Source organism: Ruania suaedae (genome assembly GCF_021049265.1).
Lineage (GTDB): Bacteria > Actinomycetota > Actinomycetes > Actinomycetales > Beutenbergiaceae > Ruania > Ruania suaedae.
The window spans coordinates 766,969-793,271 of the sequence record NZ_CP088018.1; the positions used below are offsets into that span (position 1 = coordinate 766,969).

Annotated in this window: 21 protein-coding genes; 6 read left to right on the plus strand and 15 right to left on the minus strand. The window is 72.4% G+C overall.

Going from position 1 to position 26,303, the window contains the following annotated elements:
* Positions 1-6: 6 nt before the first annotated feature.
* The 3 genes from LQF12_RS03510 to LQF12_RS03520 form a co-directional block, all read right to left on the minus strand.
* Complete coding sequence (locus LQF12_RS03510; RefSeq protein ID WP_231054615.1) at positions 7-810, minus strand: VOC family protein; 804 nt, start codon at positions 808-810, stop codon at positions 7-9.
* A 2-nt stretch (positions 811-812) separates the two neighbouring features.
* Positions 813-1,280 carry a DUF1801 domain-containing protein gene (locus LQF12_RS03515; protein WP_231054616.1) on the minus strand — a complete coding sequence of 156 codons (468 nt, stop codon included), beginning with the start codon at positions 1,278-1,280 and terminating at the stop codon, positions 813-815.
* Between the two features lie 89 nt (positions 1,281-1,369).
* Positions 1,370-2,104 carry a glycerophosphodiester phosphodiesterase gene (locus LQF12_RS03520; RefSeq protein ID WP_231054617.1) on the minus strand — a complete coding sequence of 245 codons (735 nt, stop codon included), beginning with the start codon at positions 2,102-2,104 and terminating at the stop codon, positions 1,370-1,372.
* Between the two features lie 166 nt (positions 2,105-2,270).
* Here LQF12_RS03520 and LQF12_RS03525 point away from each other — a divergent pair, with 166 nt between their 5' ends.
* Complete coding sequence (locus LQF12_RS03525; protein ID WP_231054618.1) at positions 2,271-3,017, plus strand: ParA family protein; 747 nt, start codon at positions 2,271-2,273, stop codon at positions 3,015-3,017.
* A gap of 69 nt (positions 3,018-3,086) precedes the next feature.
* Positions 3,087-4,847 (plus strand): HNH endonuclease signature motif containing protein, encoded by a 1,761-nt coding sequence (locus tag LQF12_RS03530; RefSeq protein ID WP_231054619.1) that lies wholly within the window; start codon positions 3,087-3,089, stop codon positions 4,845-4,847.
* A 43-nt stretch (positions 4,848-4,890) separates the two neighbouring features.
* Here LQF12_RS03530 and recD read toward each other — a convergent pair whose 3' ends face one another.
* Genes recD through recC form a run of 3 tightly spaced genes read right to left on the minus strand, consistent with a single transcriptional unit; the run spans position 4,891 to position 13,777 of the window.
* Complete coding sequence (gene recD / locus LQF12_RS03535) at positions 4,891-6,849, minus strand: exodeoxyribonuclease V subunit alpha (protein WP_231054620.1); 1,959 nt, start codon at positions 6,847-6,849, stop codon at positions 4,891-4,893.
* Positions 6,846-10,343 carry a UvrD-helicase domain-containing protein gene (locus LQF12_RS03540; protein WP_231054621.1) on the minus strand — a complete coding sequence of 1,166 codons (3,498 nt, stop codon included), beginning with the start codon at positions 10,341-10,343 and terminating at the stop codon, positions 6,846-6,848. Before LQF12_RS03540 ends, recD begins: the two co-directional genes overlap by 4 nt.
* Positions 10,340-13,777, minus strand: coding sequence for an exodeoxyribonuclease V subunit gamma (gene recC, locus LQF12_RS03545; RefSeq protein ID WP_231054622.1), 3,438 nt, complete (start codon positions 13,775-13,777; stop codon positions 10,340-10,342). The genes LQF12_RS03540 and recC overlap by 4 nt, the downstream gene beginning before the upstream one ends.
* A gap of 71 nt (positions 13,778-13,848) precedes the next feature.
* Here recC and LQF12_RS03550 point away from each other — a divergent pair, with 71 nt between their 5' ends.
* A complete protein-coding gene (locus LQF12_RS03550; RefSeq protein WP_231054623.1) occupies positions 13,849-14,751 on the plus strand; it encodes an SMP-30/gluconolactonase/LRE family protein in 903 nt (300 codons plus the stop codon).
* A 13-nt stretch (positions 14,752-14,764) separates the two neighbouring features.
* On the opposite strand, the gene LQF12_RS03555 is transcribed toward LQF12_RS03550, so the two are convergent.
* From LQF12_RS03555 to LQF12_RS03585, 7 genes are all read right to left on the minus strand, one after another.
* Complete coding sequence (locus LQF12_RS03555) at positions 14,765-15,766, minus strand: LacI family DNA-binding transcriptional regulator (RefSeq protein ID WP_231054624.1); 1,002 nt, start codon at positions 15,764-15,766, stop codon at positions 14,765-14,767.
* A 26-nt stretch (positions 15,767-15,792) separates the two neighbouring features.
* Positions 15,793-17,358, minus strand: a complete 1,566-nt coding sequence (locus LQF12_RS03560) for a glycoside hydrolase family 1 protein (RefSeq protein ID WP_231054625.1) — start codon at positions 17,356-17,358, stop codon at positions 15,793-15,795.
* 10 nt (positions 17,359-17,368) lie between these two features.
* The gene (locus LQF12_RS03565; RefSeq protein ID WP_231054626.1) at positions 17,369-18,319 is read right to left on the minus strand and encodes a carbohydrate ABC transporter permease; all 951 of its coding nucleotides are present in this window, start codon (positions 18,317-18,319) and stop codon (positions 17,369-17,371) included.
* Positions 18,316-19,476: a carbohydrate ABC transporter permease gene (locus tag LQF12_RS03570; protein ID WP_231054627.1), complete on the minus strand. Its 1,161-nt coding sequence runs from the start codon at positions 19,474-19,476 to the stop codon at positions 18,316-18,318. The genes LQF12_RS03565 and LQF12_RS03570 overlap by 4 nt, the downstream gene beginning before the upstream one ends.
* Positions 19,477-19,576: 100 nt before the next feature.
* Positions 19,577-20,905 (minus strand): ABC transporter substrate-binding protein, encoded by a 1,329-nt coding sequence (locus LQF12_RS03575; protein WP_231054628.1) that lies wholly within the window; start codon positions 20,903-20,905, stop codon positions 19,577-19,579.
* A 209-nt stretch (positions 20,906-21,114) separates the two neighbouring features.
* Positions 21,115-21,801: a trimeric intracellular cation channel family protein gene (locus LQF12_RS03580; protein WP_231054629.1), complete on the minus strand. Its 687-nt coding sequence runs from the start codon at positions 21,799-21,801 to the stop codon at positions 21,115-21,117.
* A 49-nt stretch (positions 21,802-21,850) separates the two neighbouring features.
* Positions 21,851-22,177, minus strand: coding sequence for a histone-like nucleoid-structuring protein Lsr2 (locus LQF12_RS03585; RefSeq protein WP_231054630.1), 327 nt, complete (start codon positions 22,175-22,177; stop codon positions 21,851-21,853).
* An 83-nt stretch (positions 22,178-22,260) separates the two neighbouring features.
* On the opposite strand from LQF12_RS03585, the gene LQF12_RS03590 reads away from it, so the two are divergent.
* From LQF12_RS03590 to LQF12_RS03600, 3 genes are read left to right on the plus strand one after another with little or no spacing between them, the layout of a single operon-like run.
* Positions 22,261-22,893: a hypothetical protein gene (locus LQF12_RS03590; protein ID WP_231054631.1), complete on the plus strand. Its 633-nt coding sequence runs from the start codon at positions 22,261-22,263 to the stop codon at positions 22,891-22,893.
* Between the two features lie 11 nt (positions 22,894-22,904).
* The gene (locus LQF12_RS03595) at positions 22,905-23,456 is read left to right on the plus strand and encodes a hypothetical protein (RefSeq protein ID WP_231054632.1); all 552 of its coding nucleotides are present in this window, start codon (positions 22,905-22,907) and stop codon (positions 23,454-23,456) included.
* Positions 23,453-23,998: a hypothetical protein gene (locus LQF12_RS03600; RefSeq protein WP_231054633.1), complete on the plus strand. Its 546-nt coding sequence runs from the start codon at positions 23,453-23,455 to the stop codon at positions 23,996-23,998. The genes LQF12_RS03595 and LQF12_RS03600 overlap by 4 nt, the downstream gene beginning before the upstream one ends.
* Before the next feature lie 32 nt (positions 23,999-24,030).
* On the opposite strand, the gene LQF12_RS03605 is transcribed toward LQF12_RS03600, so the two are convergent.
* Both LQF12_RS03605 and LQF12_RS03610 read right to left on the minus strand, forming a co-directional pair.
* Complete coding sequence (locus LQF12_RS03605) at positions 24,031-25,341, minus strand: hypothetical protein (protein WP_231054634.1); 1,311 nt, start codon at positions 25,339-25,341, stop codon at positions 24,031-24,033.
* On the minus strand, positions 25,338-26,300 hold the full coding sequence (locus LQF12_RS03610) for an alpha/beta hydrolase (RefSeq protein ID WP_231054635.1): 963 nt from the start codon (positions 26,298-26,300) through the stop codon (positions 25,338-25,340). Before LQF12_RS03610 ends, LQF12_RS03605 begins: the two co-directional genes overlap by 4 nt.
* Positions 26,301-26,303 lie beyond the last annotated feature (3 nt).

Below are 26,303 nucleotides of genomic sequence, written 5' to 3' on the forward strand. Positions count from 1 at the left end.
GGCCGGTCAGGTGCTGACGAGCCACCGGAAGCCGTCGGGATCGGTGAAGACGCCGCGGTAGCCATGGTCGGTGGCATCGCCGGGGGTGGTGACTGCTCCGCCGGCCGCGGCGGCCGAGTCGAGCAGGGCGTCGACGGCTGCGGGGGTGGCGGCGCGGTGCCTCAGCGTCAGCGCGCTCCCCGAGCGTCCCTCGGTGCCGGCGCTCCCCTGGGGGCCCACACCGACGTCCTTGGCCAGCACGGGGTGCTGCATCAGGCACAGGCGGGTCGCCCCCGGAAGCGGTGCGAAGTCGATGTACTTCGATCCGTAGTCGCGGTCCGGGACCAGACCGAGCGCCTCGTAGAAGGCCCGGGAGGTTGTCGGCTCACCCACCCCGAGAATGAGGGTGGTCTCTGTCGGCCTGGGAGTGGACGCCGCCGGGTCGGAGTCCTTGCGGGTGCCCGCGGCGACCTTCCAGACGGATCCGTCGATGGCGCGGAAGACCCCGGAGAAGGAGCCGAAGAGGGCCTTCTTCGCCGGCTTGAGCTCCTGGGCGCCGGCGCCCGCCGCGGCCTGCATGACCGCCCGGACGTCGGAGGGCTGCTCCACCAGATAGGTGAGGACGTAGCCGTCGAAGCCGGATGGGACCGTGCCGGGGGATGGGGCCGTGCCGGGGGTCTGGTCGAGCTCGAGCCGCCCGCGGCCGTGCAGGTCCAGGACGGCGACCTCCCCGCCGTCGGTGAGAGAGGGGGCGAAGGTGCTCGTGTATCCATCGAGCGCCCGGGCCGGATCGGCGGCGGTGATCGAGACGGCGTCGAGAGTCAGTGCCATGGTCAGCCCACCGCCCGCTCGACCAGGCCGGCGAGCTGCTTCCACGCGGCCTCGGTGGGTTCGGTCAGGGCGTAGGCCGTCGGCCACAGTCCCGAGTCGTCGTCGAGCGCGGCCAGCGTGCTGACACCGAAGGTGGAGTAGCGCTCCTTGTCCATCTGACCGCTGCGGAAGAAGACGACGACCTTGCCCTTGCGGGCGTACCCCGGTTGCCCGTAGTAGAGCTTGGGAGCGAGCTCGGGCGCGGTGGTCGTCACGATCGTGTGCACCCGTTCGGCGAGCTCACGATCGCCGTTCGGCATCTCGGCGATCTTCGCCAGCACGTCGGCCTCGTCGGCTGCTGCCTTGGCCTCAGCCGTCTCGTCGCGGCTGCCGCGCTTCGCCTGAGTCCTGAGCTCGGCGGCGCGCTGCTTCATCGCCTCGCGCTCCTGCGCGGAGAACCCCTCGGACTGTTCCTTGCGTGATGCGGACATCGTGATCCCCTCTTGTCGGTCTTTGGTGCTGATCACCGTAGACGCGGGGCTGGGGGCGGCACTTCTCGATTCCTGATCGATGTGAGGGGTCAGGACTGCTGGGCCTCCAGCCAGCCGGCGAGCCGGTCGGGGCGGTCGGTGATGATGCCGTCCACCCCGGCGGCCACCAGCGGCGCCCAGTGCACGGCGTCGTTGGAGGTCCAGGTGAAGATCTGTAGGCCGGCCTCGTGCACGCGCGTCACGACGGAGGGGTCGGCGATGACGCTCGCCGAGGACGGGTTGCAGGCAGTCGCGCTGATCGTGGCGCAGGCCTCGAGCGCCCGCTCATCGGCCTCCTCGACCAGCAGACCGCGGCGCATCGCGGGTGCGAGCGTCTGCAGCGTGCTCAGCATCTCCACCTCGAAGGACTGGGCGATGACGCGTTCGGTCAGACCGGCCTCGGTGATCTGCGCGAGCAGTGCCCGGGTGGGCTCGATCGGCCACGCGCCCTTGAGTTCCAGCAGCAGCTCCAGGTCGGGGTAGCGCAGCATCAGGGCCACGACGTCGCCGAGGAGCGGCAGGGCCGTCCCCTCGTAGGCCGGGTCGAACCACTCGCCCGCATCGAGGTGGCGCACGTCCGTGGCGCGCATCTCGGCGACGATCCCGGCGCCGTCGGTGGTGCGGTCCACGGAGGAGTCGTGGATCACCACGGCCGAACCGTCGACGGCGACCTGGACGTCGATCTCGATCATGTGCGAGCCGGCCTGGGCGGCGGCCGCGAAGGCAGGCAGGGTGTTCTCGGGCGCCACGGACGAGTTGCCGCGGTGGGCGATGATCTGGGTCATGGATGCTCCTGTCGGTCTCGGGCACCACGGTACGGCGGACCGGTGACAGGGGACGTTGCCGCCGGGCAGGTGTCGCCGTCCGTTCGGCGAACGTTCATCTCCGGCGGCTCGCACAGTCCCCGCGTGGCGGTGACAGAACCGCACGAGCGCCCATAGTGTGGCTGGGGTGAAGATCGTCGCGGTGTACTCCACCAAGGGTGGAGCAGGGAAGACGTCAGCAGCGGTCAACCTCGCGTGGGAGGCGAGCAGGTCCGGGCGCGTCCTGGTGTGGGATCTGGACGCCCAGGGCGCCACCACGTACCTGACGGGTGTCAAGGCCAAGCTCAAGGGCGGCGTCGCCAAGCTCGTCAAGGGCAGCAGCACGATCTCGGAGGTGGTCAGGCAGGCGCAGTTCGCCGACGGCGGCCACCGGATCGATGTCCTGCCCGCCGATGACTCCTATCGCGAGCTCGAACTGATGCTCGACGCCGCGAAGGGCTCGCGCCGGCGCCTAGAGAAGGCCCTCAAGGACGCGGCGGGCACCTACGACACCGTCATCCTGGACTGCCCGCCGGGCGCCTCGCTGGTGGCGGAGAACGCCGTGCGCGCCGCGGACGTGATCGTGACGCCGGTGCCGCCGGCCGTACTCTCGCTGCGTTCCCTGGAGCAGGTGCGTGACCTGGTGGCCGACTCCGCCAAGCCCGCCCCGATCCTGGCCTTCCTGTCGATGGTCGACCGCCGCAAGGTCTCCCACCGGCGCGCGGCGGAGGAGTTGCCGGCCGAGCACGCGGAGATCGTCGACGTCGTGGTCCCGGCCAGCGTCATCGTGGAACGGATGGGCTCTGAGCGGGCGCCGGTGGCGGCATTCGCGCCGCGGCACCAGGTGTGTGAGGCGTACGCGAGGCTGTGGGAGCTGGTCGCCGCGCGCGGGTGAAGCGACCCTCTGATCCGCGGATTTCCGCGGATCAGCGTCGATGTCGGTGGTCGCTGATCTACTGTTCCCATGGCCGACGAACGCAGCGGGGCGGGGGCGCATCAGGGCAGCCCACCCGACGGCGTCGCGCCCAGTGGCAGCGGCAGTGGCCGCGTGCGTGCGTCGCTGCGTGAGCGCGTCGATCAGGCGCGCTCGGTGGACCGGGCGACTCCCTCCTGGTCGTTCGATGCGACCTGTTCCGAGGCGGCCGAGGTGGTCGCGGATGCCCGTGCCGACGCCGAGCTGCTGGACCTGCTGGAGGCCGAGCGCGACGGCATGAGGACCCCTGATGAGGGGTTGCTCATCGAGTTCATCGCCGCCGCCGACCGGCTCGTCAATCACCTGGGCTCGCTCCAGGCCTCGTTCGTCGCCGAGCTCGTGGATCGCCGTCGTGGCGCCCGTGGCACCTCACGCACACGCGATGAGATCGCGGCCCGGCTCGCGACCACGGGGTACTCGGCGGATGTGATCGTGGGTCGTGCGGCGGCGCTCGCGACCGCACCGGACGTCGATGAAGCACTCGACCGTGGCGCCATCTCGGCGCGCAAGGCGGAACTGATCACCGAGGCCACCGACCGCCTCGAACTCCCGCAGGCACGGGCCGTGCAGGAGTACGGGGTCGGCTACGCCGAGCATCACACCCCGCCGCAGCTGCGACGTGAGCTCGAGGCGGCCGTTCTCGCGGTCGACCCGGAGGGCGCTGAGCGGGCGCACGAGAGGGAGGTGACGCGGCGGAAGATGGTGCTCGAGCCGTCACGCCATGGCATGTCCTGGGTCGGTGCCTACGTGCCCGCCCATGAGGCGTCGGCCGTCTACACCTGCATCGACGGCATCGCCGCCGACACGAGCGCCGACGACCCCCGCACTCTCGACCAGCGCCGTGCCGATGCCTTCTGTCAGATATTCCGCGACATCCTCGTCACCGGTGAGGTCCCTGGGGGTGCTGCGCTGCCCGATCGCCAGGGTTGGAGGCCGGCGGTGCAGGTGACGGCGACGACCACTGTCCTCGCGGGCGACGATCAGACGCCCGCGATACTGCACGGGTACGGCCCGGTGACGGCCGCCTCGGCGCGGCGGATGGCCCGTGAGGGTGAGATCGAGCTCGAGAACCACTTACAGTGCCCCGTTCCCCGGTGGCCGTCGCGGGGCCGGACGGACCTGCTCGACCCGATGCGAGAACTGCTCCCGTCGCCGCGAGAGCCCGGCCTCCCCGACGGTAGCGACCCGGCGGCGACGACGGCGTGGGTGCACAGGCGACAACGGGAGGCATCTCGATGTCGCAGCGGCCCTGCGAGAGATGCGGAGCCCGTCACGCTCCTGGAGACCGTGCTCGGACTGGTCTGCAGCGACTCCTATGCACCCTCGCGTCGCCTGCGCGGCCTGATCGTCGACCGCGACCAGACCTGCCGCTTCCCCGGGTGCATGGTGCCCGGGTGGCGCTGCCAGATCGATCACATCGTCGCCTTCGACCCTGACCTTCCGGCCTGGGCACAGACGGTGGAGAGCAACCTGCAGCTGCTGTGCCGTCACCACCATCAGGGCAAGACCGAGCAGGCGTTCAGCGTCGAGCGAGAGGCGTGGACCGGGATCACCACCTGGCGCACCCGCACCGGCCACGTCTACGCCAGGCTCCCCGAACGCCAGGACCTGACTGCCCTCACCGCCCGGCTTCGCAGTGACGCCGCTGCCGTGTGGGTGGGCGACGGCTTGGACGATCTGGCACCGTACGAACTCGAGGAGCTCCGGGAGGAACCTGCCACCCATCTGCTCGCCGAGTGGGAGGTGACCTAGCAGTGGCAGCAGGCGTAGGGCGGCGAGGGCCGTCCGTCGACGATCAGAGCGGCTCGCGTAGCCCGCTCGCTCGCCGCACCGGGTGCTCGACCGCTGCTCGGACGGCCTCCTCGCTGCCCACCACGCGCACGAACGCCCGCGCACGGGTCACGGCGGTGTACAACAGCTCGCGGGTCAGCAGCGGTGAGGCCGCCGGCGGCAGGATCAGCGACACCCGGGTGAACTGGCTGCCCTGCGCACGGTGCACCGTCATCGCGTGCACGGTCTCGACCGGCGGGAGCCGGTGCGTGCGCACCAGTACCGGCCGGGCCGGGTCCCCGAATGCGGCGACCACCGTCTCGCCGTCGGCGACGAGCACGCCCGTGTCACCGTTGTAGAGCCCCACGGCCTGGTCGTTGCTGGTCACCAGGATCGGACGCCCGACGGCCCAGGGGTTACCGGCCGAGGGCGCCCGGGCTCCTGGTGCGCCGCTGGCTGCCAGACTCTCCTGCACCCATGTCTCCACCTGGGCGGCCCATCGGACCACGCCCGCGGGCCCGCGCCGGTGCGCGAGCATCAGCCGGTGCTCGCCCAGTGCGGTCAGTGCTGCTGCGGCATCGCCGGCGCGGGCGTGCGTCACGAGACTCGTGCCGGCCCGGATGGCGTCCGCGCGCACGCTTGCCACCGCGGCCTCGTCCAGCCGCTCGACGTCCGCCGCCACCAGCTCGACCCCGTGCCGGCCCGCGCGCAGCAGTTCCAGCACGCGCTCGGCGTCGCCGGCCCGGATCGCGGCCGCCAAGGGCAGGATCTCCGATCCCTGCTGCTGCCGGTGCACCGTGGTCAGTCGCACCACCCCGTTGCCCAGATCGGACGTCAGCCGTGACTCACCGCCCTGTGTCTGTGCGTCCGGGTCCGCGCTGGGTTCGTCCGGCTCGACCGCCAGCCCTGCGGGCGCCTCGGCCACCGGCGGCCGGGCCACCAGGTCACCGAGCACGGCGCCTGCCTCCACCGAGGCCAGCTGGTCCGGGTCCCCGACCAGCACCAGCCGTGCCTCAGGGCGCAGCGCCTCGAGCAACCGTGCCATCAGTGACAGCGGCACCATCGACGTCTCGTCGACCACCACCACATCGTGGGGAAGGTGGTGCCTGGAGTCGTGCCGGAAGCGGGTGGTGCTGCCCGGCTTGTACCCGAGCAGCCGGTGCACTGTCGTCGCCTCCGGTGCGCCCACTCGATCCTTGTCCTCATCCTGGAGCCCCCCGATCACCTCGGCCGCCGCCTCCTGCAACCGTGCTGCTGCCTTCCCCGTGGGCGCCGCGAGGGCCACGCGAAGCTGACCGTCGACGTCCTGCAGCACCGCGAGCAGCCGCGCCACGGTGGTCGTCTTGCCCGTTCCCGGCCCGCCGGTGAGCACGGTCAACCGCCGTCGCAGCGCGTGTGTCGCGGCGAGCCGCTGCTTGCTGTCGCTCGCCTCCGGGAACAGTCGCGCCAGCGCCTCGCGACCGTCGGCGACCGGCAGATCCGCCTCCGTCAGCCGGGCGTCGATCAGCCGGCGTACGGTCAGCTCGTCCCGCCAGTAGCGGTCGAGGTAGAGCCGCCCGTTCACCCAGCGCACCGGTCGCACGTCGTCGCCGGCGCTACCGGCAGCGTCCGCTCCGAGGGTGACCATCGGGCTCGCCTGCACCGCTTCGACCCAGGCGGCGTGCTCGGGCCACTGCGGCGGCTCCGCCGACGCCTCCGGCTCGGAGCCGGCATCGTCGGGGATACGCAGCGCCTCCAGCTCGGCCGGCTCTCCCAGGTGCAGGCACACCGACCCCCCGCGCAGCGCCCGGACGGTCAGCGCGGCAGCGAGCAGCACCCGCTCGTCCATCTCACCGGTGAGACGGCCCAGCCGGGTGGCGACCTGCACGTCCGTCGCGGTCACGAGGCCGGCGGCGTTGAACTGCGCCAGGAGTGGCGGCGCTGCGACGGCCGAGCGCACGTCACCCTCGGGCCGCAGGGGCGGGTTCGCCGTGGTCACGCTCATCGGGTGCCGTCCTTGCCTGTTCGGTGCGGTCCGCCGTCGAGCAGTTCGGACAGTGCCGGCACCAGACCAGGCGGCGGACGCCATGCCAGGACCCCGTACGGCGACCCGTCCGGCCCGACCGGGGTGTGGGCGCCGGCCATGCCCCGCACGAAGAGGTAGAGGCCGCCGCCCAGGTGAACCCCGGGATCGTACTCATGCATCCGCCACCGCAGATAGCGATGCAGCCCCACCAGGTAGAGCAACAGCTGCAGCGGATAGTGCGCGTCCAGCATCGCCTCCATGACGGCGCCGGGTCGGTAGTCGTGCAGCGTCAGCTCGCTCCCCGGGCCTCCCAGGCGATTCGACTTGTAGTCGCACACCAGGAACTGTGGCTGCCCCTGGTCCCCGTGAACCCGGAGCACCGCGTCGATCGAACCGGTCAGGTATCCGCGCAGCTCGGCCGGACCCTGCGGGTCGGCGGCCAGGGCCCGCAGCATCTGCGGGTAGGGCGCGAACGGGTCCCCGGCGTCGAGGTGTGCCTCGAGGGTGGCCGCCACGTCGTGCAGCGTGGCGGCCTCCATGCGTTCGGCCCCTACGTCCCGCGTGCTCGTGTCGCCGTCCCCACCCGCCAGGGGCAGCTCGAACTCCAGCTCCGAGAGACGGTCCGACGGCGCGAATTCGGCGAGCGTCCGCTCGGCCGCCAGCGGACCCAGCGGGGTGCGCATCACCGTGCCCAGCGCCGCAGCGAGGGCATCCACGTCCAACCCGTCCACCCGCGCGGAGGACGCCGCACGGCAGCGGGCGAGGAGCTCGGCGTCCAGATCCGGCGCCGCGGTGTCGGCGTACTCGAGCACCTCGTGCACCAATGTGCCGAACGCTGCTCCGGCCGGCTGGTCCGCCATCGGGGACGGTGCCTCGGCGCCCGGCGCCGGCGCCGCGGTCGCCCGGGTGAGCGTGATGCCTTCGTCGTTGCTCGCGGGCTCGTCCAGGACCCCGGCATCCTCGGGTTCGCTGAGCACTCCTGCCTCGCCCCGGTCCGCCTCGACCGGCGCCGCCTGCGCCAACGTCCGGTGCGCGTGGTGGCCCTGGTGCGCCGCCGCCGTCAGTGCGGTGTAGGAGGCGCGCCGCCAGCCGGCGTCGGGCAGCCGGTCCAGGTGGGCAACGGCAAGTGCGGGGGAGGTCAGGTCCGGCGGGTCCCACCGCTGCCGGCGCGGGTCCGCCGGTGCCACCTCGGCCGCGATCGTGCCACCGGAACGGTGAGCGATGTCCGCGAACGCCTCGGTCACCGCCTCGTCCCGCAGCGCGCCGGTGTCGGCTGCCACCGCCGGTTCGCCGCCGAGGTCCCGGGCGCCGAGCAGCACCCTCGTCAAAGGCCCCTTGGCAGAATTGCGCGAGGGCGCCCAGTGCGCGACCACCTGGTGCTGGGCTCGTGTCAGTGCCACGTACAGCAGGCGCAGGTCCTCACCCCGGTCCTCACGCTGGTAGCGCTCGCGCGCCTCGCGATACAGGTGCGAGCCCTGCCCGCCCACGTGCAGGATCCGACGCCCGTCACCGGCGTGAAAGCCGAGGATGGAGGGAGTGGAGGACTCGTACCGGTCCCACGCGAAGGGCACGTACACCACCCCGAACTCCAGGCCCTTGCTGGCGTGCACGGTCACCACCTGCACGGCCGCCGCATCGGTCTCCAACCGCCGGCTGCGCTCCTCCTCGAAATCGCGGGTCGCCTCCCGGATCCGGCGGCGCAGCCATCCGGTCAGTGCCGCGGCACCCAGGCCCTCGGTCACAGCGACCGAGTGCAGCACCTCTCCCACGTGCCGCAGATCGGTCAGTTGCCGCTCGCCGGTGGTGGTGCGCATCAGCCGCTCGGCGATCCCCCCGCGGGTCAGTGCCTCGTGCAGCGCCGCCACTCCGCGCCCGCTGAGCAGCCGTGACCAGGTGCGCACCGTCTCGGCGAGCCGATCGCGGTCACTGTCGCTCGCAGTGGCGAGCCGGTGTCCGTCCCATCCGACGAAGGCGGTCAGCGCGAGGGCCGAGGCACGTGGGTGCGACCCGGGTTGCTCGAGCGCGTCCAGCAGCGTCAGCCAGTCGCGGGCGGCGGGGGTGGCGAACACGCTTGACAGCCCCGAGACGACGGCCGGCACACCCCGGGCGCTGAGCTCGGCCCGCACCTGCTCGGCCTGGGCATTCGTCCGGGTCAGGACCGCCACGTCCCCCGGTTGCAGGACGCGCCAGTGCCCTTCGTCCCGCACCTGCGCGCGTCCGAGCCGCTCGACGATGTCCGCCGCGGTGTCGGCAGCGATGAACGAGCGGACGTCGCCGACGAAGGGGTCCTTGCCCGGTCGCACCCCGAGCGCCTCGCGCGTGACCTGGCGCAGCCGCACGGCCGGTCCGCCGTCGAAACGGGGTTCGTGGTGGGCGGGGGAGACCGGGCCTACGGAGATCTCCTCATGCCCCAGGGCCGCACCGCCGAGCACGGCGTGCAGGGCGCTCAGGAGGGAGGCGTCGCTGCGCCAGTTGGTCCCGAGGGTGGCCGTGGTGACGGCGTCGTGCTTGGCCTCCAGATAGGCCTCCACGTCGGCACCGCGGAAGGCGTAGATGGCCTGCTTCGGGTCCCCGATCAGCACCAGCGTGCGGTGGGTGTGGAAGGCGGTGCGCAGGATCTCCCACTGCACCGGGTCGGTGTCCTGGAACTCGTCCACCATGACGACCCGGTAGCGCTCGCGGATCCGCTGCGCAGCGGCCGCGCCGTTCCGGGGGTCGCGTAGGGCGTCCCGCAGCAGTACCAGCAGGTCGTCGTAGTCCATCAGGTGCCCGACGCGCTTGCGCCGTTCGGTCTCGGCCCGCACCGCCACCGCCAGCCGGTACCGGAGCCCACCGAGATCGGTGGTGTCGTCCGTCTTCGGTTCCAGCTGCGCGCCATGGTCACTGACGGCGGCGCGCCCGAGCGCGTAGAGCTCGTCCGGGCTCAGCCGTGGCTGCTTCTCGTCGGAGAACTCCTGCACGTAGAGGTCATCGGTCACCTCCCGGACGAGGTCGGCCACATCCGGGACGAAGGTGGCGGCCGGGTCGACGTCGGCCGCGATCCCCAAGGCGGTCAGCATCTGCTGGCAGAACCCGTGGGTGGTGGTGATCGTGGCCGCGTCCAGCTGCGAGAGTGCCCGGGCCAGGCGAGCTCGCCGCCGTCCCAGCTCGTCCTCGTCCGTGTCGGCGAGCAGCGCCACGATCGCATCGGAGCTGCGGGCCGCATCGGGTGCGCGCAGCGCTCGCTCGGTGCCCACGAGCCGCTCGCGCACGCGGTCGCGCAGTTCCGAGGTGGCGGCGCGCCCGAAGGTGACCAGCATGAGGTCCTTCAGCTCGGCCACCCCCTCGGCGACGTAGCGGGCGGCGAGGGCGGCGATGGTGAAGGTCTTCCCGGTGCCGGCGCTGGCCTCCAGCACGGTCGTGCCCACCGGTAGGTCGCCGCAGACGTCGAACACGGTCGAGCGCGGGCTGTGCGGCGCGGCAGGGCCAGTCATGCGCTGCTCCGTTCCTCGCATGCGAGCAGCGGGTCCCACACCCGCCGCGCGAGCGCGCCCAGTCGCGTCGTCTCCTCCGGGTGGCGCGCCCGATCCGCAGCCGACGGCGCACCCGCCACGCGCTCGAGGGTGGCCGCCTCGCCGAAGCACAGGATATGGAAGGGATCCTCGGGCCCGAAGTCGTACCCCCAGTTGCGCCGCACCACGGCCAGGGCGGAGTCCGGGCTGCTGCCGCGCGACCGCGCGCCCGCGTAGCGCTCGGCCGTCTTCGGTGGCAGCGGCAGCGGCAGCCGCGAGGCCTCCTGGTGCAGCGCCACCAGGTCGGTGAGCACCGCCTCCGGGTCCGCGGGCGGACGGAGGCAACTGGCAGCTGCGGTCGGAGCATCGTCGCCGTATCTGCTGTTCTCGCCCCGGCCGATGGTCACCGTGTGCCACGGCAGGTCCGGGGCCGAGACCGCCAGGGCGAGGAGCTGGACCCACGCCCGGACCCGATGCTTGGCGCCCAGCTTGGAGTACTCCGCGCGCACCACCCGGTGCCCGTGCACCCCGGGCACCGTCCCGGCCACCAGGACGGGACCGGTCTCGGCCAACACATCCACCCCGGTGGCGCGCGTGTGCTCCGTGTCCATGGCGCCGTCCATCTGTGCGGCCTCGGTGGCCATGGCGTGGATCGGCCGGATCCGTTCCATCACCTGCAGCAGCGCGGCGTTCCCGAGCTGACGGGGCGGCATGTGCCCGCGCCGCCACTCCGCCTGGAAGGCCCGCCGCGGCTCGGTGCCGGCCAGCATCGCCGCCAGGATGCGATCGCCGGCCGCCCAGGACTCCAGCGGCCCCACACTCAGCGGCAACCTGTCCTCGACCTCGTCCTCCTGGCGCAGCACCTGCACGCCCAGCCGCCGCCGGACGAACCACTTCGCCGGATGTTCGAGCAGTTCGATCAGCTCGTCCAGGTCGAGCACCGGGCGTTCGGCGGCCTGCGACGGGCTCGTGTCCTCCGATGTGTTTGCGGCCTCGGGAGCCGGCAGCGGTTCGGTCACCAGCAGGCCCGGAGCCACCCGCTCGCCGCGTCCGGCCCGGGCGCCCCGGAAGGCGGCCACGTCGAAGCTGAACGGGCCCGGCGCGCCGAGGGCGCCGTCGGTGAAGGCCCGTTCGTCGACGGACTGCAACGGGTGCTGCACCACCAGATGCGCGCGGATCGTGCCGCCGCCCGGAGCGGTTGCCACCCGCTCGAGGGCGTCGATCATCTCGGCCACCGGCACGGCCGGGGGCCGGGAGGCACCGGTGCGCTCGTCGGCGCCGGTGTGCACGATCACTAGATGCTCACCGGCCGCGGTGACCGCGTCCAGGAAGATCTGCCGGTCCTCGCTGCGCAGATCGCGCTCGCCCAGGCATGGATCGCGCGCGAGCAGGTCATCGCCGCTCGGCGTGGGCGACCGGGGGAAAGCGCCGTCGTCCATCCCCAGCAGGCACACCACCCGGTGCGGCACCGCGCGCATCGGCTCCAGCGAGCACACCGTCAGTGCACCGGTGCGGAACCCCGAGCGCGTCGGCCGCCCGGCCAGCCGGTCGGCGAGCAGGGCGCGCACATCCGCCAGCAGCAGGGGCCCCTCCTCGTGACCGCCGGCACCCGCCGCGCCGGACTCACGCACGCCGGCCAGCACCCGGCGGGCGTGGATCGCCTGCCACGGCTCCTCCGGCTCGGTGAGCAGGGTCAGCACGTCCTCGAGGGTGTCCAGCCAGCGGTGCAGCGGGGGGGCGCCATCCATCCGGGCGAGCAGACGCGCGAGCCGATCGACCAGTTCGGCGAACCGGCCGGCCCGGTCCACGTCGGTGGAGCCCACATCGTCGACCGGCAGCGCGGCGCCGACGTAACGGGAGTCCTCCTCGGCCATCGCCACCCCGAGCAGGACCCGGTCCAGGGCGGCGTCCCAGGTCCCCTGGCGCACCGACGGGTCGATCCCGAACCGCGCGCGGCGCGACCCGTCCTCGCCCCAGCGCACCCCCACCTCGATGGCCCACGTGCGCCACCGGTCGAGGTCGTCGTCGCTGAGCCGGAACCGACGGCGCACCGGGGTCGAGGCGGCCAGGTCGAGGACATCCGGTGCCCCGACCCGGCTGTCGGCGAGCCGCAGCACCGTCTCGAGCACGGCCAGCACCGGGTTGGTGCTGCTCGCCCCCCGGTCGGCGAGGCTCACCCGCAGCTGCTGGCCGGGGTGCACCTGCGTGGCGCCGTCGGGGGCCGCGCCGAAGGTGGCGGTGATCAACGGCGCGAACGCGTCGACGTCGGGGCACATCACCACCACGTCGCGTGGCTCCAGGCTCGGATCGGCGGCGAACAGGCCCGTGAGCACCTCGCGCAGCACTTCCACCTGCCGCGCCCGCCCGTGGCAGGCGTGCACCTGCACGCTCCGGTCGTTGACCGCGACGGGAAGTGCCCCGGGTTCCGGTTCGTCCTCGCGCAGCGACTGCTGCAGACGGCCGAGCAACGTGGCAGGGGGAGGCGGTGCAGCATGGTGGCGCACCACCGGGCCCGCCGGATCGTCGAGCACCCGGCGCTGCAGCTCGGTCGCATCGCTGCCCATCGAGATCAGCAGTGGGTGGCGAGCGACCGGCTTCTGGCCCGCCCGGCGGACACTCGATGCCGGCTCACGCTCGACGGCGCCCCACACCGCGGGGGAGGGGTGCGGCAACCACAGGTGCACATCCCGGGAACGGGCCAGTCCGCGCAGCACCCGCAGCTGGTCCTCGGGCAGGCGGGTGGGCCCGAACACCGACAGCCGCCCGGGTAGGTCGACGGACTCCGGATGCGCCTCGATGGCGGTGAGAGCCGTCGCCAGCGTCTCCGCCGGGCTGGGTGAACCGATGTGCTCGCGCACGCGCCGCCAGAGCTGCGGCTGCCATCGCAGATCGTCCGGGACCGGCGCGCTGTGCCCGTCGGTGTCGATCCCAGCGAGCCAGGCCGCGATCAGGTCCGGGCGCTGATGGGCGTAGGAGGCGAACAGGCCGGCGATGCGTTGGGCGAGGGCCACCCGCCGGGAGCGGCGCACGGTATCTTCCGCCTGCCCGAGGTATCTCGACAACGGCGCGGCCCAGTCCTCGTCCAGGCAGCCGTCGACGGTCTCCAGCACCGGCCACACCAGCCGCGCCGAGCGCCAGGGGTCCTCCTCCGGGTCCACCCCTCCGGTCGCGGCGAGCACGGCCTGGACCAGCCGCCCCGGGGAGCGGAAGTCGACGTTCGCACACACACCCTCGGAGGTGCTGCCCGCGGGGACCCCCAGATGGTGGGAGAGCCGCTGCGCGAGCCACCGCTCGATACCCCGGGTGGGCACGGCCACCACGTCCGGGGTGAACGGGTCCTCCGGAGGTTCGGCGAGCACCGCGGCCAGGGGCGCGACCAACGCGTCGGTGCGCTCGGAGCGGTGGATGTGCAACACGCCGGTCATGCTACGGCCCGGGTGTGACATGGGGCTCACACCGCCCTGGCTGCTGTGCCAGCATGAGGCGTATGGACACGTGCATCGAGCCCGGCGCCCGGCTGCGCCGCCTGTACACCGGCAGCGTCTGGGCCGAGGGGCCGATCTGGCTGCCCGGCCCCGAGAGCGCCGGCCGGGTGCGCTGGAGCGACATCCCGAACAACCGCATCCTCGAGCACGACCTCACCTCCGGGCGCACCCGTGTCTACTCCAAGGAAGCCGAGTACACCAACGGCCGCACCCACGATCTGACCGGTGCCGTGGTGCAGTGCTCGCACGGGCGCCGCGCGGTGGAGCGTGACAGCCCGGACGAGAGCCCCGCCCCGGTCACCCTGGTCGACTCCTGGCAGGGGCACCGCCTCAACTCCCCGAACGACGTCGTCGTCGCCTCCGACGGCGCGATCTGGTTCACCGACCCGCCCTACGGCATCCTCACGAACAAGGAGGGCCGCCAGGCACCCCAGGAGTACGGCGGGTGCTACGTCTTCCGCTACGACGAGGCCACCGGCGAGCTGACCGCCCCGATCACCGACATGATCCACCCCAACGGGCTCGCGTTCTCACCGGACGAGAGCATCCTCTACGTCTCCGACACCGGCGACGGCGCCAGGCACCTGCGCGCCTACGACGTGCAACGACCCGACGGCGGCTCGCCCGCCTGCGTCAACGGCCGGGTCCTGGCCACGGTCCGCCCCGGCGCCTCCGACGGCTTCCGCATCGACACCGAGGGCCGCATCTGGACCTCTGCCGGGGACGGCGTGCAGATCCTCACCCCCGGCGGTGAGCACGTGGAGACGATCGCGGTGCCGGAGACCGTCTCGAACGTGTGCTTCGGTGGTCCCGACGGGCAGGACCTGTTCATCACCGCCACCAGCAGCCTCTACACGATCCGGGTCACGGCGAGGCAGGCGCCCCGGCCGGCGCCCGCACGCTGAGCCGGCGGGCAGCTCAGGCGGTGCCACCCTCGACGAGCGCGGGGGTCAGGACCTGGGGGGCGGCGGGCGCCGGTCCGCCGTCGACCATCGCCAGCAGCGTGCCGGTGGCGGCGGCCACCATCTCCACCAGCGGGTTGTAGACCGTGGTCAGCCGCGGGGTCGTACGCTCGGCGACACCGAGGTTGTCATAGCCCACCACCGCGACGTCCTCGGGGACGCGTAGCCCTCGCTCGGCCAGCACCTGCATCGCGCCGACCCCCATGAGGTCCGAGGCGACGAAGATCCCGTCCAGCCCGGGGTGGGCCTGGAGCAGTTCGGCGGTGGCCCGTGCCCCGCTCTCCACGGTGAAGTCTCCGTGGGTGACGGCATCGGTGGCCAGCCCGGCCTCGCTCACGGCCCGGCGCCAACCCTCGAGCCGGTCCACGCCCCCGGTCATGCTCATCGGCCCGCTCACGGTCCCGATCCGCCGGCAGCCGCGCTCCAGCAGCCGGGTGGCGGCGATCGCGCCCCCGGCGACATTGTCGGTGTCGACGTAGTGCAGGCCCGTGTCGCTGAAGGGGCGCCCGACGAAGACGACCGGCAGGGCGGCGCCCGCCAGCTGGTCGTCCAGGTGGTCCTGCTTGTGGTGGGAGGCCACGATCGCACCGTCGACGTGCCCGCCGCGCAGGTACTGCGCCGTGCGTCCGGGGCGCTCTCCGCGCCGGGAGAGCAGCAGCACCAGCTGCAGGTCGGTGCCCATCAGCCCGTCGCTGACCCCCCGCAGCAGGCCTGCCAGGAAGGGGTCGGAGAGGATCCGGGCGTCCGGCTCGGGCATGACGAGCGCGATCGAGCCGGTCCGCCTCGTCACCAGCGTGCGCGCCGCCGGGTTGGGGGAGTAGCCCAGCATCGCGACCGCGTCGTCCACGGCGCGCTGGGCTTCGGGGGAGACCTTCCGGCCGCCGTTGATCGCCCGGGAGGCCGTCGATCGCGAGACCCCCGCGGAGCGGGCCACGTCATCCAGGGTCACGGTCGGCATGGGACCCGAGCGTAGCCGCGTGAGGGTCATCGCGGCGGGCCCGTATCGTCAGCATCGCCGGCGCCGCCGGTCTCATCTGGGCCGGCCAGCCCGTTCGCGGCCACCGTGCGGGCGTACCACCAGCCCGAGGCCTTGACGGTGCGCTGCTGGCTCCCGTAGTCCACCCGGACGATCCCGAACCGCTTGGTGTAGCCCAGGGCCCATTCGAAGTTGTCCAGCAGCGACCACACGAAGTAGCCCTCGACCCGTGCACCCGCCTCGATCGCCGCGTGCGCGGCCCGCAGGTGGGCGTCCAGGTAGGCGACCCGGTCGCGGTCATCCACCTCGCCGGCGGGGCCGACCACATCCGGGTAGGCCGCGCCGTTCTCGGTGACCACCATCGGCGTCCCGCGCGGGCCGGTGTAGTCGGACTGCAGTCGCAGCAGCAGCCGCGTCAGCCCTTCCGGCTGGACCTCCCAGCCCATGTCGGTGGTCGGCAGCCCGCGGCCGCGGTGGTGCACACCCCCCACCGGCTGGGGTGCCCCGACCACGCGGTGACCCGCCTCCTCGGCGGAACGGACGCCGTCGGGCCGGTTGCTTCCCGCCTGGACCTGCGGGTCGGGCCGGGCGGAGACGGCCGAGCCGTTGTAGTAGTTGACGCCGAGCACGTCGATGGGGGCCGAGATGAGGTCCAGGTCCCCCGCACGGATGTGGCCGGTCAGCCCCAGGTGTGCCACGTCCTCGAGGATGTCGGCCGGGTAGGAGCCGCAGAAGATCGGGTCCAGGAACATCCGGTTGAAGAACCCGTCCTCCAGCCGCGCCGCGTCGACGTCGGCCGGGTCGCCGGCGTCATGGGGATCGGCCACGGTGAAGTTCAGCGTGATCCCCAGCCTCGCCCCGCCGTCCCGACGGCGCAGCTCGCCCAGGGCGAGCCCGTGCCCCAGCAGCAGGTGGTGGGCCGCCGCCAGACCGTCCGCGGGGGACTGCCGCCCGGGGGCGTGCACGCCGGCGGTGTAGCCGAGGAACGCCGAGCACCAGGGCTCGTTCAGCGTGGTCCAGGTCCGCACGCGATCGCCGAGCGCCTCGTGCATCACCGCGGCGTACTCGGCGAACCGGTAGGCGGTCTCCCGCACGGGCCAGCCGCCCTCGTCCTCGAGCGCCTGCGGCAGGTCCCAGTGGTAGAGGGTCAGCCACGGGTCGATCCCGGCGCCGAGCAGCTCATCGACCAGGCGCGAGTAGTGGTCCAGCCCGGCCTGGTTCACCCGGCGGCCGTCGGGCATGACGCGCGACCATGCCGTGGAGAAGCGGTAGGAGCCGATGCCCAGCTCACGCAGCAGCGCGATGTCGGCGGGGTAGCGGTGGTACTGGTCGCAGGCCACGGATCCGTCGGCGCCGCCGTGGGTGGCCCCGGGCACCTGGCAGAAGGTGTCCCAGATCGAGGGTCCGCGGCCGTCCTCCCGGGCGGCGCCCTCCACCTGGTACGCGGCGGTGGCTGCTCCCCAGCGGAAGCCGGAAGGGAAGCGCACCGGAGCGGTGGCGGGCAGCTCGAGCGGCCGCGACGGGGTGAACGGGACGGAGGACGCCAGGGCATGGGTGAGATCGGAGGTCGTCATGGTCGTCCTCTCAGCCCTTGACCGCACCGGTCATGATCCCGGCCACGAGCTGCTTGCCGACGATCGCGAAGATCACCAGCAGCGGGAAGGTGACCAGGAAGATCCCGGCCATCACCAGCGAGTGGTCGGTGAAGTACTGACCCTGCAGCGACTGCACCACCAGCGGCAGGGTCGGGTTCTGGGAGTTCAGCACGATCGAGGGCCAGAAGAACATCGTCCACTGCATCACGAACCAGAACAGGAACAGCATCGCCGCCGCGGGCAGGGCCGCCGGCAGGGCGATGGACCGGAAGGTGCGGAACATCGACGCACCGTCCACCCGGGCCGCCTCGACCAGCTCGTAGGGAAGCGCCGAGGAGAGGTACTGGGTCATCCAGAACACCCCGAACGGGCACAGCATCGCCGGCACGATGACCGCCTGCAGCTTGCCGACCCAGTCCAGGTCGGTCATGAGGATGTAGAGCGGGATCACGCCCAGCTGGGTGGGCACCGCCATGGTGGCGATGACGAACACCAGCAGCCCGCGCCGCCACGCGAAGCGCAGCTTGGCGAAGGCGAAGCCGGCCAGGGTGGAGAACAGCACCACCGACAGCGAGGCGGTCACCGAGATGATCATCGAGTTGGTCAGCGCCTTCCAGAAGTTGATCTGGGTGGCGCTGATGACGGTGGCGAACCGGTCGAACAGGCTCAGGTCCGGCAGCCACTGCGGGATGGCCCGCTGGGAGATCTCCTGCTGGGTGGAGGAGCCGAGCACCAGCGTGTAGTACAGCGGGAAGATCGAGATCGCCAGTGCGAGTGCGAGCAGGGCGTAGGTGACCCAGCCCGGCCGGCGGGAGGCAGCGCGGGCGGCGCGGCCGGTGCGGTTCGGACGGTCGTGCCTGCCCAGGCGCTCCTGACGGCGGGCGGCGGCCCGGGCGGCCGCCTTGCCGGCGGTCTGGGCGGTGACGGGTACCGAGCTCATCGGTCTCCTCCTGGCGTGGTCTGACTTCCGGGCCGGTCGGGGCCGGGATCCGGTGGGGAGGGGTCGGCGGGTTCAGCCGGTTCGGCACGGTGCGCAGCGTCGGCACCGGCGGCGCGGGCCTGGGAGGCCGCCTGCGCCCGGGCGATCAGCTCCTTGGTGCGGCGCCTGCTGGCGGGACGTTCGCCGTCAGAGGTGGCGATACGGGTGGTGAGGAAGAAGTTGATCAGGCCGATGCACACGATCAGCAGGAAGAGCAACCACGCGACGGCGGCCGCTCGCCCGAAGTTCTTCTGGTTGCCCCAGGCGACGTCGTAGAGGTACAGGACGGTGGTCATCCAGTTCCGGCTGGGCCCGCCCAGGCCCTGGGCGTCGTACATGCGGACCTCGTCGAAGATCTGCATCCCGCCGATGGTCGCCGTGATGACCACGAACACCATCGTGGCGCGGATCTGCGGCACGGTGACGGAGAAGAACTGCCGCAGCCGGCCGGCGCCGTCGATGACGGCGGCCTCGTAGAGCTCACGTGGGACCGCCTGCATGGCGGCCAGCAGGATGAGGGCGTTGTAGCCGGTCCAGCGGAAGTTCACGATCGTCGCGATGGCCACATGGCTGGCGAAGCGGTCGCTGTGCCAGCCGACCGCGTCGAGCCCGATCCCGCCGAGCACGGCGTTGACGAGGCCGTACTGGTCGGCGAACATGCGGCCGAAGATCATCGAGACGGCGACCGGTGCGACCACATAGGGCACGAGCACACCCATCCGCCAGAACGTCGCCGCCCGCAGGTTCTGGTCCAGCAGCGCCGCGATCGTGATCGCGAGGGCGAGCTGGGGGCCGGCCGAGAGGATGAAGATCGAGAAGGTGTTCGCCACCGACTTCCAGAACACGGCCTGACCGAGCACGTCGGTGAAGTTCTGCAGGCCCACGAATTCGCCCTGGCCACCGAGGAGGTTCCACTCGTGCACCGAGACGTAGGCGGTGTACACCAGCGGGAACGCGCCCACCAGAGCGAACAGGATGAAGAAGGGGGAGATGTAGAGGTAGGGCGAGAACTTCACGTCCCAGCGGCCCAGACGCTGCGAGAAGCCGACCCGCCGCGGCGGCTGGGGGTCGGGCCTGCCGCGGGTGGGTGCGGGTGCGGGGGTCTTCAGGGCAGTCATCGGTGGCTTCCTGTGGCGACGGGGCGGAGTGGAGCAGAGCGCGGGGCGCGGCGTGCGACCCGGTGCCGGGCCGGCTCATCGAGCCGGCCCGGCGGTCGGGTCACATCAGGCCGAGTGAGTTGAACGACTCCAGGGCGCCGTCCCAGCTGGTCTCGGCGTCCTGCTCCTGCGTCACGTCGACCCGCAGGATCGCGTCCTGCACGGCCTGGTGGATCGCGAAGTAGTTCGCGCCCTTGAACGGTGCTCCCTCGATCGCCTCGGCGCGCGAGGTGAAGACCTCACCGACCGGAGCGTCGTTGAAGAACGGGTTCGTGAAGGCCTGGACCGCCTCGGAGGACTGGGCCTCGATCTGCGAGGGGAAGGTGCCGGCGTTCTCGAACGCCACGGTCTGCTGCTCCGGTGCGGTCAGCCATGCGGCGAGCTCGGTGGCCGCCTCGGTGTTGGCGCCGGAGGCCGGCACGGTCAGGAAGGACCCGCCCCAGTTGCCACCGCCACCGGGGAACACATCGGCCACGTTCCAGCCGTCGATCCCACCGGCGCGCTCCTCGATCGGTCCGGTCATCCAGGCCGGGCACAGCATGGTGGCGAAGCCGTCGTTCTGGAACGCGGCGTCCCAGTCGGCGGTCCACTGCTCCAGGCCGGCGGAGAGCCCGTCGTCCACGGAGGCGGCGAGGACCTGCTGGTAGAGGTCCTGCACGGCCGAGTTGGAGGCGAGGTCGACAGGTTCGCCGGTGCCGGCATCCTCGTAGGCCGCCTCGAGCTGGTTCACCATGCCCTGGTAGGTCGGCTGGGCGCCGTCGAACCAGGCCGCGTCGGAGGCGGCCACGAACTCACGTCCGGCGGCGAAGTAGTCCTCCCAGCTCGCGCCCTCGCCACCGAGCAGCTCGGCCACCTCGGCCGGGTCGGTCGGCAGGCCGGCGTCGGCGAACAGGTCCTGGCGGTAGCAGATCGCCTCCGGGCCGATGTCGGTGCCGTAGCCGATGAGCTGGCCGTCGATGGTGGTGGCCTGGGCCACCTTCCAGTCGAGCCAGCGGTCCTCGAGCTCGGGGTCGGTCAGGTCGACGAACAGCTCCGGGTACTGCATCAGCTCGGGCAGCCAGTCCACCTCGATCGCCTCGATGTCGGACAGTCCCTCGCCGCCGGCGGCGATCTTCGTGGTGAGGTTGGTGCGCGCCGCCTCGGAGGTGTCCGCGGTGACGAGCTCGACCGTCACGCCCGGGTGCTCGGACTCGTACTGGTCGAGCATCTCCTCGGTGTAGCCGAACTGGTTGAAGGTGGCGACGGTCAGCGTGACCGCCTCGCCGTCGTCGGAGCCGGCGGAGCCGGTGTCCTCGGACTCGCTGCCGCTGTCACCGCCGCCGCAGGCGGCGAGCGCTGTCATCGCGGCGATGCTCGTGCTCGCCGCGAGGATCCGGGTGCGTGTTCTCATGATGACGTCCTTGTCTGTGTGGGCTTCGGTGCCGTGGTAGCGCTCCCACCTGCAGGGGTGGGAGCGCTTCCACACGTGAGTCATGGTGCGCTCGATGGAGGTGAGCCGTCAAGCCTCACCAGCGGCGCAGCAGCGCCCGTGCGACCCTCCGGTGTGCATCGGTGCAGGTCAGGGCGCTGGGTCGGGCGACAATGTGTCCGGATTGTTACCTAGCGGCGCCGACGGCGCACCGCGCGACCGGCAAGGCTCCGCCATCGCCGGAAGCTCGGACGGGGTGGCTTCCACCCGATCGCCTCCGGTAGCACCCACCCTCGCCACTGGGCGAGCAGGCACAGCACGGCGCCGAGCCCTGCACCGGCGAGACCGCCGACGGTGCTGGCGCCGAGCAGGGTGACGGCGGTGGCCAGGACGGCTGCGGCGAGCGCGCAGGTGGCGTACAGGGTGGACCGTCCCAGGATCCGGGGGACCTGGCGCATCACCACGTCCCGGACGAAGCCGCCCCCGACGGCGGTGACCACCCCGAGCATCACCGCGGCCAGCGGGCCGAGCCCGACGGCGAGCGCCTTCTGCGCCCCCACCGCGGCCCACAGGCCCAGTGCCAGCGCATCGATCGGCGGGAACGCGCGGTCCCAGATGCGCCCTTCGAGCCGCACCGCGAAGGCGATCACCGCACCGGCCAGGGCGGTGAGCACGTAGGCGTTGTCGGTCAACGCCACGGGTGGCCCGGCCTGCAGCAGCGTGTCCCGGATCATGCCGCCGCCGAGGCCGGAGAGGATCGCGAGCACCGCGAACCCGATCGGGTCGAGCCGGTGGGCCCGGGCGACCACGCCGCCCAGGATCGCGTTGAAGAGCACCCCGGTCAGATCGAGCCAGCGGATGAGGGCGTCGGGATCCATCAGGTCCGCACCCGTGCGCCCACGTCAGCCTCCGCAGCGGTCGACGGGCTCAGTTGCCGGCGGCGCGGAACTGCTCGATCACATCGGCGGGCACGCGTGTGCGGGCCGGCAGGGTGATCCCGCGCGAGCGCGCCCACTCCCGCACCGCGCGGGTGTCGACCGGTGTCTCGTCCCGGACGGACCCGCCCTCGGCGACGCCCCCGCGTACCCGGCGGGCCGCTGCGGCGTACGGCGCGAGCGCGCGCACCAGCTTGTCGCGGTTGGCGCCGTTGAGATCGATCTCGTAGACGGCGTCCTCGAGCGAGAAGCGCACGGTGTGCTGGGCTTCGGTGCCGTCGAGGTCGTCGGTCAGATCGACGATCGTCCTGGTGGCCACGTGGTCTCCTGGGTCGAGGGGTGAGGCCATCGTAGGACGTGCACGGTGCCGCCGGTGCCGGTCCTGCTCGCTACTGTGGCGTCATGAGCCCCCCACCTGCGCGCGCGCGGCTGTCCCACGCCTGGGCGCGGGCGACGGCCACGCGGTGGCGGCAGGTCGGCGTCGGGCTCGCCCTCGGTGTGGTGCTGGCGCCGGTCGGAGTGGCGACCGTGGGTGGTTTCGCCACCGCGGACGAGGTCCAGGTGGAGCGCTACGACGTCGGGGAGCGGGTCGAGCTGGGGCAGGTGGACGCCGTGGTGGTCTCCTCCTTCGTCTCGGACGAGGTCTACTCCTCCGGGCTGCCCGAGGGGGCCTCTGCGTGGGCGGGCCTGGTCGTCGAGGTCGTCAACCCCGGCCGGGACGAGGTCATCCTCAGCCGGGAGCTCTTCCGGGTGCCAGGGGTGGGTGCGACGCAGGAGCAGCCGTGGATGACGATGGTCGTCAGCGACGCCTCGGTCCTCGTCGGCCTCCCACCCGATGTCGCGGTGGAGGTGGCGCTGTTGTGGCCGGTCGAGGAGGCGGGGGCGGGCGGGAGCCTCGAGGTCGAGCTCTATCCCGTCCTTGCGAGCGCCAGCTTCCTCGATCCCGGCAGCACGCTCTGGCAGCCCGAGGCGCTGCTCGGTGTGGTGTCGGTCCCGATCGATGCGCCGCCGCCGACGCTGGTGGAGGAGGAGTGAGGCCCGCGCGGGTGTCGCTCGTGGTCAGCGTCGTCCTCGTGCTCGCGGCGGGGGTCGGCGTGAACGCACTGGACGAGCGGACGTCCCCCTCGGGCTCGGTGAGCACGCCGTTCTCGCTCGGGGAGGACGTGGAGGTCGGGAACTACCGGGTTCACGTGCATGGTGCCCGGGCGGCGCAGACGCTCGAGGACGACGGTGAGCTGCTCACGACCGCCGGCCGCTGGGTGATCGTCGATCTGTCCTACGCCGCTGTCCGCTCGCCCGAGTACTCGGCCTCCATGGGGCTGCGCGATTCCCAGGGACGCATGTACACGGTCTCCAACCGGTCCCCGGTCTCGGGATGGCCGGTCGCGCCCGATACCTGGATGCGCGGCGAGGTCGCGTTCGAGGTGGCCTCGGACTCCGTCGGTGAGATGACGTTGTTCGTCTGGCCCTTCCGGCGCTCGCTCTCCGAGGACGCACCGGTCGGATACGCCACGACCCGGGTGACGGTCGAGGACGTGGCCTCCGAGGAGTCGGCGGTGCTGGCGGAGCCGGAGCTCCTCGAGGCGGGGGAGCGATGAGCGCGATGAGTCCCACCGGCGGTCGTCTGCGGACTCCTCGCCTGCTCGTACTTGTCGCGGTGCTCGCCCTGGTGGCACTGGGCTGGCAGGTCACGCGCGAGGCGCGGGTCAACTGGTGGCCGACCGGTCCGCACGAGGCGATCGGTCCGGGTGAGGATTTCGCCGGTGTGCAGGTCGAGCTCGTCGGTCTCGAACCAGCCGGCCGGGTGACCGAGTGGGACACGCCGTGGTCGCCACCGGAGGGCTTCGAGGCCTGGCGTACCTCGCTCGCCGTGACCACCACGCAGGAGGAGCTGGTCTCGATGGAGGTGCTGGTGGAGACCGCCGACGGGCGGCAGTTCGCGGCGGGCGAGCACGTGCCGTTCAGTGCCGACGGGTACGAGTGGTCGCTGAGCGTGGCCGTCCCCGAGGAGGGGGAGGACCCGATTCCGGAGGTGCAGCACCTGCTCGTGCTGTTGCCCGCGGATGCCGAGCCGGCGGCGGTGCGGATCGAGACGACGCTGCTGTATCCGCAGTACGTCCGGCTGCCGGTGGCGCAGTAGCCCTGAGTACCTCCGACCGGTGCGCAGGGCTGTCAGCGCACCGGGCGGGCGGGCAGACGCAGGGCGGTGGGTGCACCGAGCCGGGCGAGGAGCCGGTCGGCGGTCGCAGCGAGCAGGGTCGCCGTCAGAACCATGGTGGCGATGTCGGAGGCGATGGTCAGCGGCTCCCACCATGCGTTCCATGCGAGCCCGTCCATCCACGGCACGATCGCGCGGAAGAGGCCCCACACCGCGTAGGGCACGAAGGTGAGCAGCAGGTAGAGGAGGCTGTAGGCAGCCAGGGGCGCCCACCCCGAGCGGACCATCAACCCCAGGCCCGCCATGAGCATCCCGAACCGGCCCTCCGGCTGGCTCATCCGCTCCCAGGCGCGCGCCACGCGTGGGTCCTGCGCCCGGTCGGTGAAGCGGCCGGAGAACGGGACCCTGGCCGAGAGGTCGGCGGCGCTGACCAGCTCCGAGGTGCGCACGCCGTAGATGACCAGGCCGATCGTCAGCCACGCCAGCGGCACCACGATCGCCGTTACCGCGCCGGCGAGCACGGCGCCGCCCGCTCCGATCAGCCAGGAGACGACACCGCCCAGGGAGGGCAGCACGAGGGTCACCCCGTCCCACCAGGCTCCGACGGCCCGGGCGATCACCCGGGAGTGCCACCAGCCGTTGACACCGTTGACGAGATAGCCGATCACACCGGCGCCGAGCACGATCCAGACCAGCTCGAAGTAGCCGACGACGATCCGCAGGCTCATCCGGACCGGTGCCTCCTGGTCGTGCCAGAGCGAGTCGCGCTCGACGAGCTGGGACCCGATGCGGCGCAGCACGAGCGCCACGACGACGATCGCGAGCACGATCGGGGACGTGGCGTCCGCGAGCCGGGCGGTGCCGTCGACGTCGCCGATGTCCATCCGGGCGAAGTCGTCCTCGAGGCCGGCGAGGGAGTAGGTACGCCCGTCCTCGCGCAGCCCGCCGCCGCTCTCGTAGACCACCAGGAACGGCACGAGCACGCTGCCCAGCGCGGCGATGAGATCGCGCACGACGCTGCGCGAGCGGGCACGGCGGCGCAGCACCAGCAGGATCGCGACAGTGGTCAGCAGCGTGGCGAAGGGCACCAGGGTGAGGGTGAGCATCCCCGGCACGGCACCGAGGCGGCCGGCCAGGACGGACAGGTCCTGCAGGTAGAGGCGCACGGTGACACCGACCAGCGCCAGCACCAGCACGGTGAACCCGTGGGTGCGCAGCAGCCGGACGGTGGTCGCCAGCAGTGCCACCAGCTCCACCACGAGCGCGCGGAAGGAGAACGGGTCCCCCGCATGGGCGACGTCGGCGGGCCGCGGGAGGGTGGTCACGAGGGTGAGGATAGCGAGCCGGTCCCGTCGGCGGGCAGCCGGCGAGCCAGCCAGTCCAGGACGGTCTGCACATACCGGGCACGCACCCGCGGGCTCGAGAGGGCGAGATCGTGGCGGCCGCCGTCGAACCGGCGCACGCTGACGTCCGGCCCCAGCCGGGGCGCGCGGGCCCACATCTGCTCCACGTCGAGCACGCAGTCGGCGCCGGCGAGGTCGGCGGCGCTCGGGTGGCCCGGGTGGCCGCTGCGCCCGGAGGTGCACACCAGCACGGGCACCTGGACGTCGAGCCCGCGGGCGATGCGGGCGTGGCCCCGCCGCACGGCCCGCAACCAGCCGGCATGGACGGGGACGTCCTCGATGGGTTTGCGGGTGAGGTCGTAGTCCCAGTCCCCACCGGCGGAGACGTGCAGGCTGCGGCCGTATGCCTCGCCCAGGGTGCTCACCCGCAGCATCGGCCAGCGCCCGCCGAGCACATCGACGATCCGGGTGGTGACCACCCGGTTCAGCCAGGAGGAGTTCAGGTCGAACCAGGGACTGTTCAGCACCAGGGCGTCGACGGCGCCGGAGTGGTCGGAGGCGTACAGGGAGGCGATCAGCCCGCCGGTGGAGTGCCCCAGCAGTACCACCTCCTCGGCGCCGGCGCGGAGCCGGTTCAGTGCGAGGGTGATCTCCTCGTCGTAGGTGCGCAGGTCGGCCACGAAGCTCGGTGGGCGGCCGGGCCGGATCGAGCGGCCGCAGTCGCGCAGGTCGAGGGCGTGGAAGGTGTAGCCGGCATCGAGCCACGCCTGGGCGTGCTCGGTCTGGAAGAAGTAGTCGGTGAAGCCGTGCAGGTACAGCACCGCGCGGGTCGAGCTCGGAGTCCCCGCGCTGACCAGGGTCGCGACGGCCTCGCCTCCGGCGTCGGGTCGCAGCGGCAGGGTCTGCTGCTGCCAGGGCTCACCCAGGATGTCGGTCACCATGCA

Excerpts from the sequence above, each read along its gene's own strand:
- LQF12_RS03510 (WP_231054615.1), bottom strand. The coding sequence starts at position 810 with ATGGCACTGACTCTCGACGCCGTCTCGATCACCGCCGCCGATCCGGCC.
- LQF12_RS03515 (WP_231054616.1), bottom strand. The coding sequence starts at position 1,280 with ATGTCCGCATCACGCAAGGAACAGTCCGAGGGGTTCTCCGCGCAGGAG.
- LQF12_RS03520 (WP_231054617.1), bottom strand. The coding sequence starts at position 2,104 with ATGACCCAGATCATCGCCCACCGCGGCAACTCGTCCGTGGCGCCCGAG.
- LQF12_RS03530 (WP_231054619.1), top strand. The coding sequence starts at position 3,087 with ATGGCCGACGAACGCAGCGGGGCGGGGGCGCATCAGGGCAGCCCACCC.
- recD (WP_231054620.1), bottom strand. The coding sequence starts at position 6,849 with ATGAGCGTGACCACGGCGAACCCGCCCCTGCGGCCCGAGGGTGACGTG.
- LQF12_RS03540 (WP_231054621.1), bottom strand. The coding sequence starts at position 10,343 with ATGACTGGCCCTGCCGCGCCGCACAGCCCGCGCTCGACCGTGTTCGAC.
- LQF12_RS03550 (WP_231054623.1), top strand. The coding sequence starts at position 13,849 with ATGGACACGTGCATCGAGCCCGGCGCCCGGCTGCGCCGCCTGTACACC.
- LQF12_RS03555 (WP_231054624.1), bottom strand. The coding sequence starts at position 15,766 with ATGCCGACCGTGACCCTGGATGACGTGGCCCGCTCCGCGGGGGTCTCG.
- LQF12_RS03560 (WP_231054625.1), bottom strand. The coding sequence starts at position 17,358 with ATGACGACCTCCGATCTCACCCATGCCCTGGCGTCCTCCGTCCCGTTC.
- LQF12_RS03565 (WP_231054626.1), bottom strand. The coding sequence starts at position 18,319 with ATGAGCTCGGTACCCGTCACCGCCCAGACCGCCGGCAAGGCGGCCGCC.
- LQF12_RS03570 (WP_231054627.1), bottom strand. The coding sequence starts at position 19,476 with ATGACTGCCCTGAAGACCCCCGCACCCGCACCCACCCGCGGCAGGCCC.
- LQF12_RS03575 (WP_231054628.1), bottom strand. The coding sequence starts at position 20,905 with ATGAGAACACGCACCCGGATCCTCGCGGCGAGCACGAGCATCGCCGCG.
- LQF12_RS03580 (WP_231054629.1), bottom strand. The coding sequence starts at position 21,801 with ATGGATCCCGACGCCCTCATCCGCTGGCTCGATCTGACCGGGGTGCTC.
- LQF12_RS03590 (WP_231054631.1), top strand. The coding sequence starts at position 22,261 with ATGAGCCCCCCACCTGCGCGCGCGCGGCTGTCCCACGCCTGGGCGCGG.
- LQF12_RS03600 (WP_231054633.1), top strand. The coding sequence starts at position 23,453 with ATGAGCGCGATGAGTCCCACCGGCGGTCGTCTGCGGACTCCTCGCCTG.
- LQF12_RS03610 (WP_231054635.1), bottom strand. The coding sequence starts at position 26,300 with ATGGTGACCGACATCCTGGGTGAGCCCTGGCAGCAGCAGACCCTGCCG.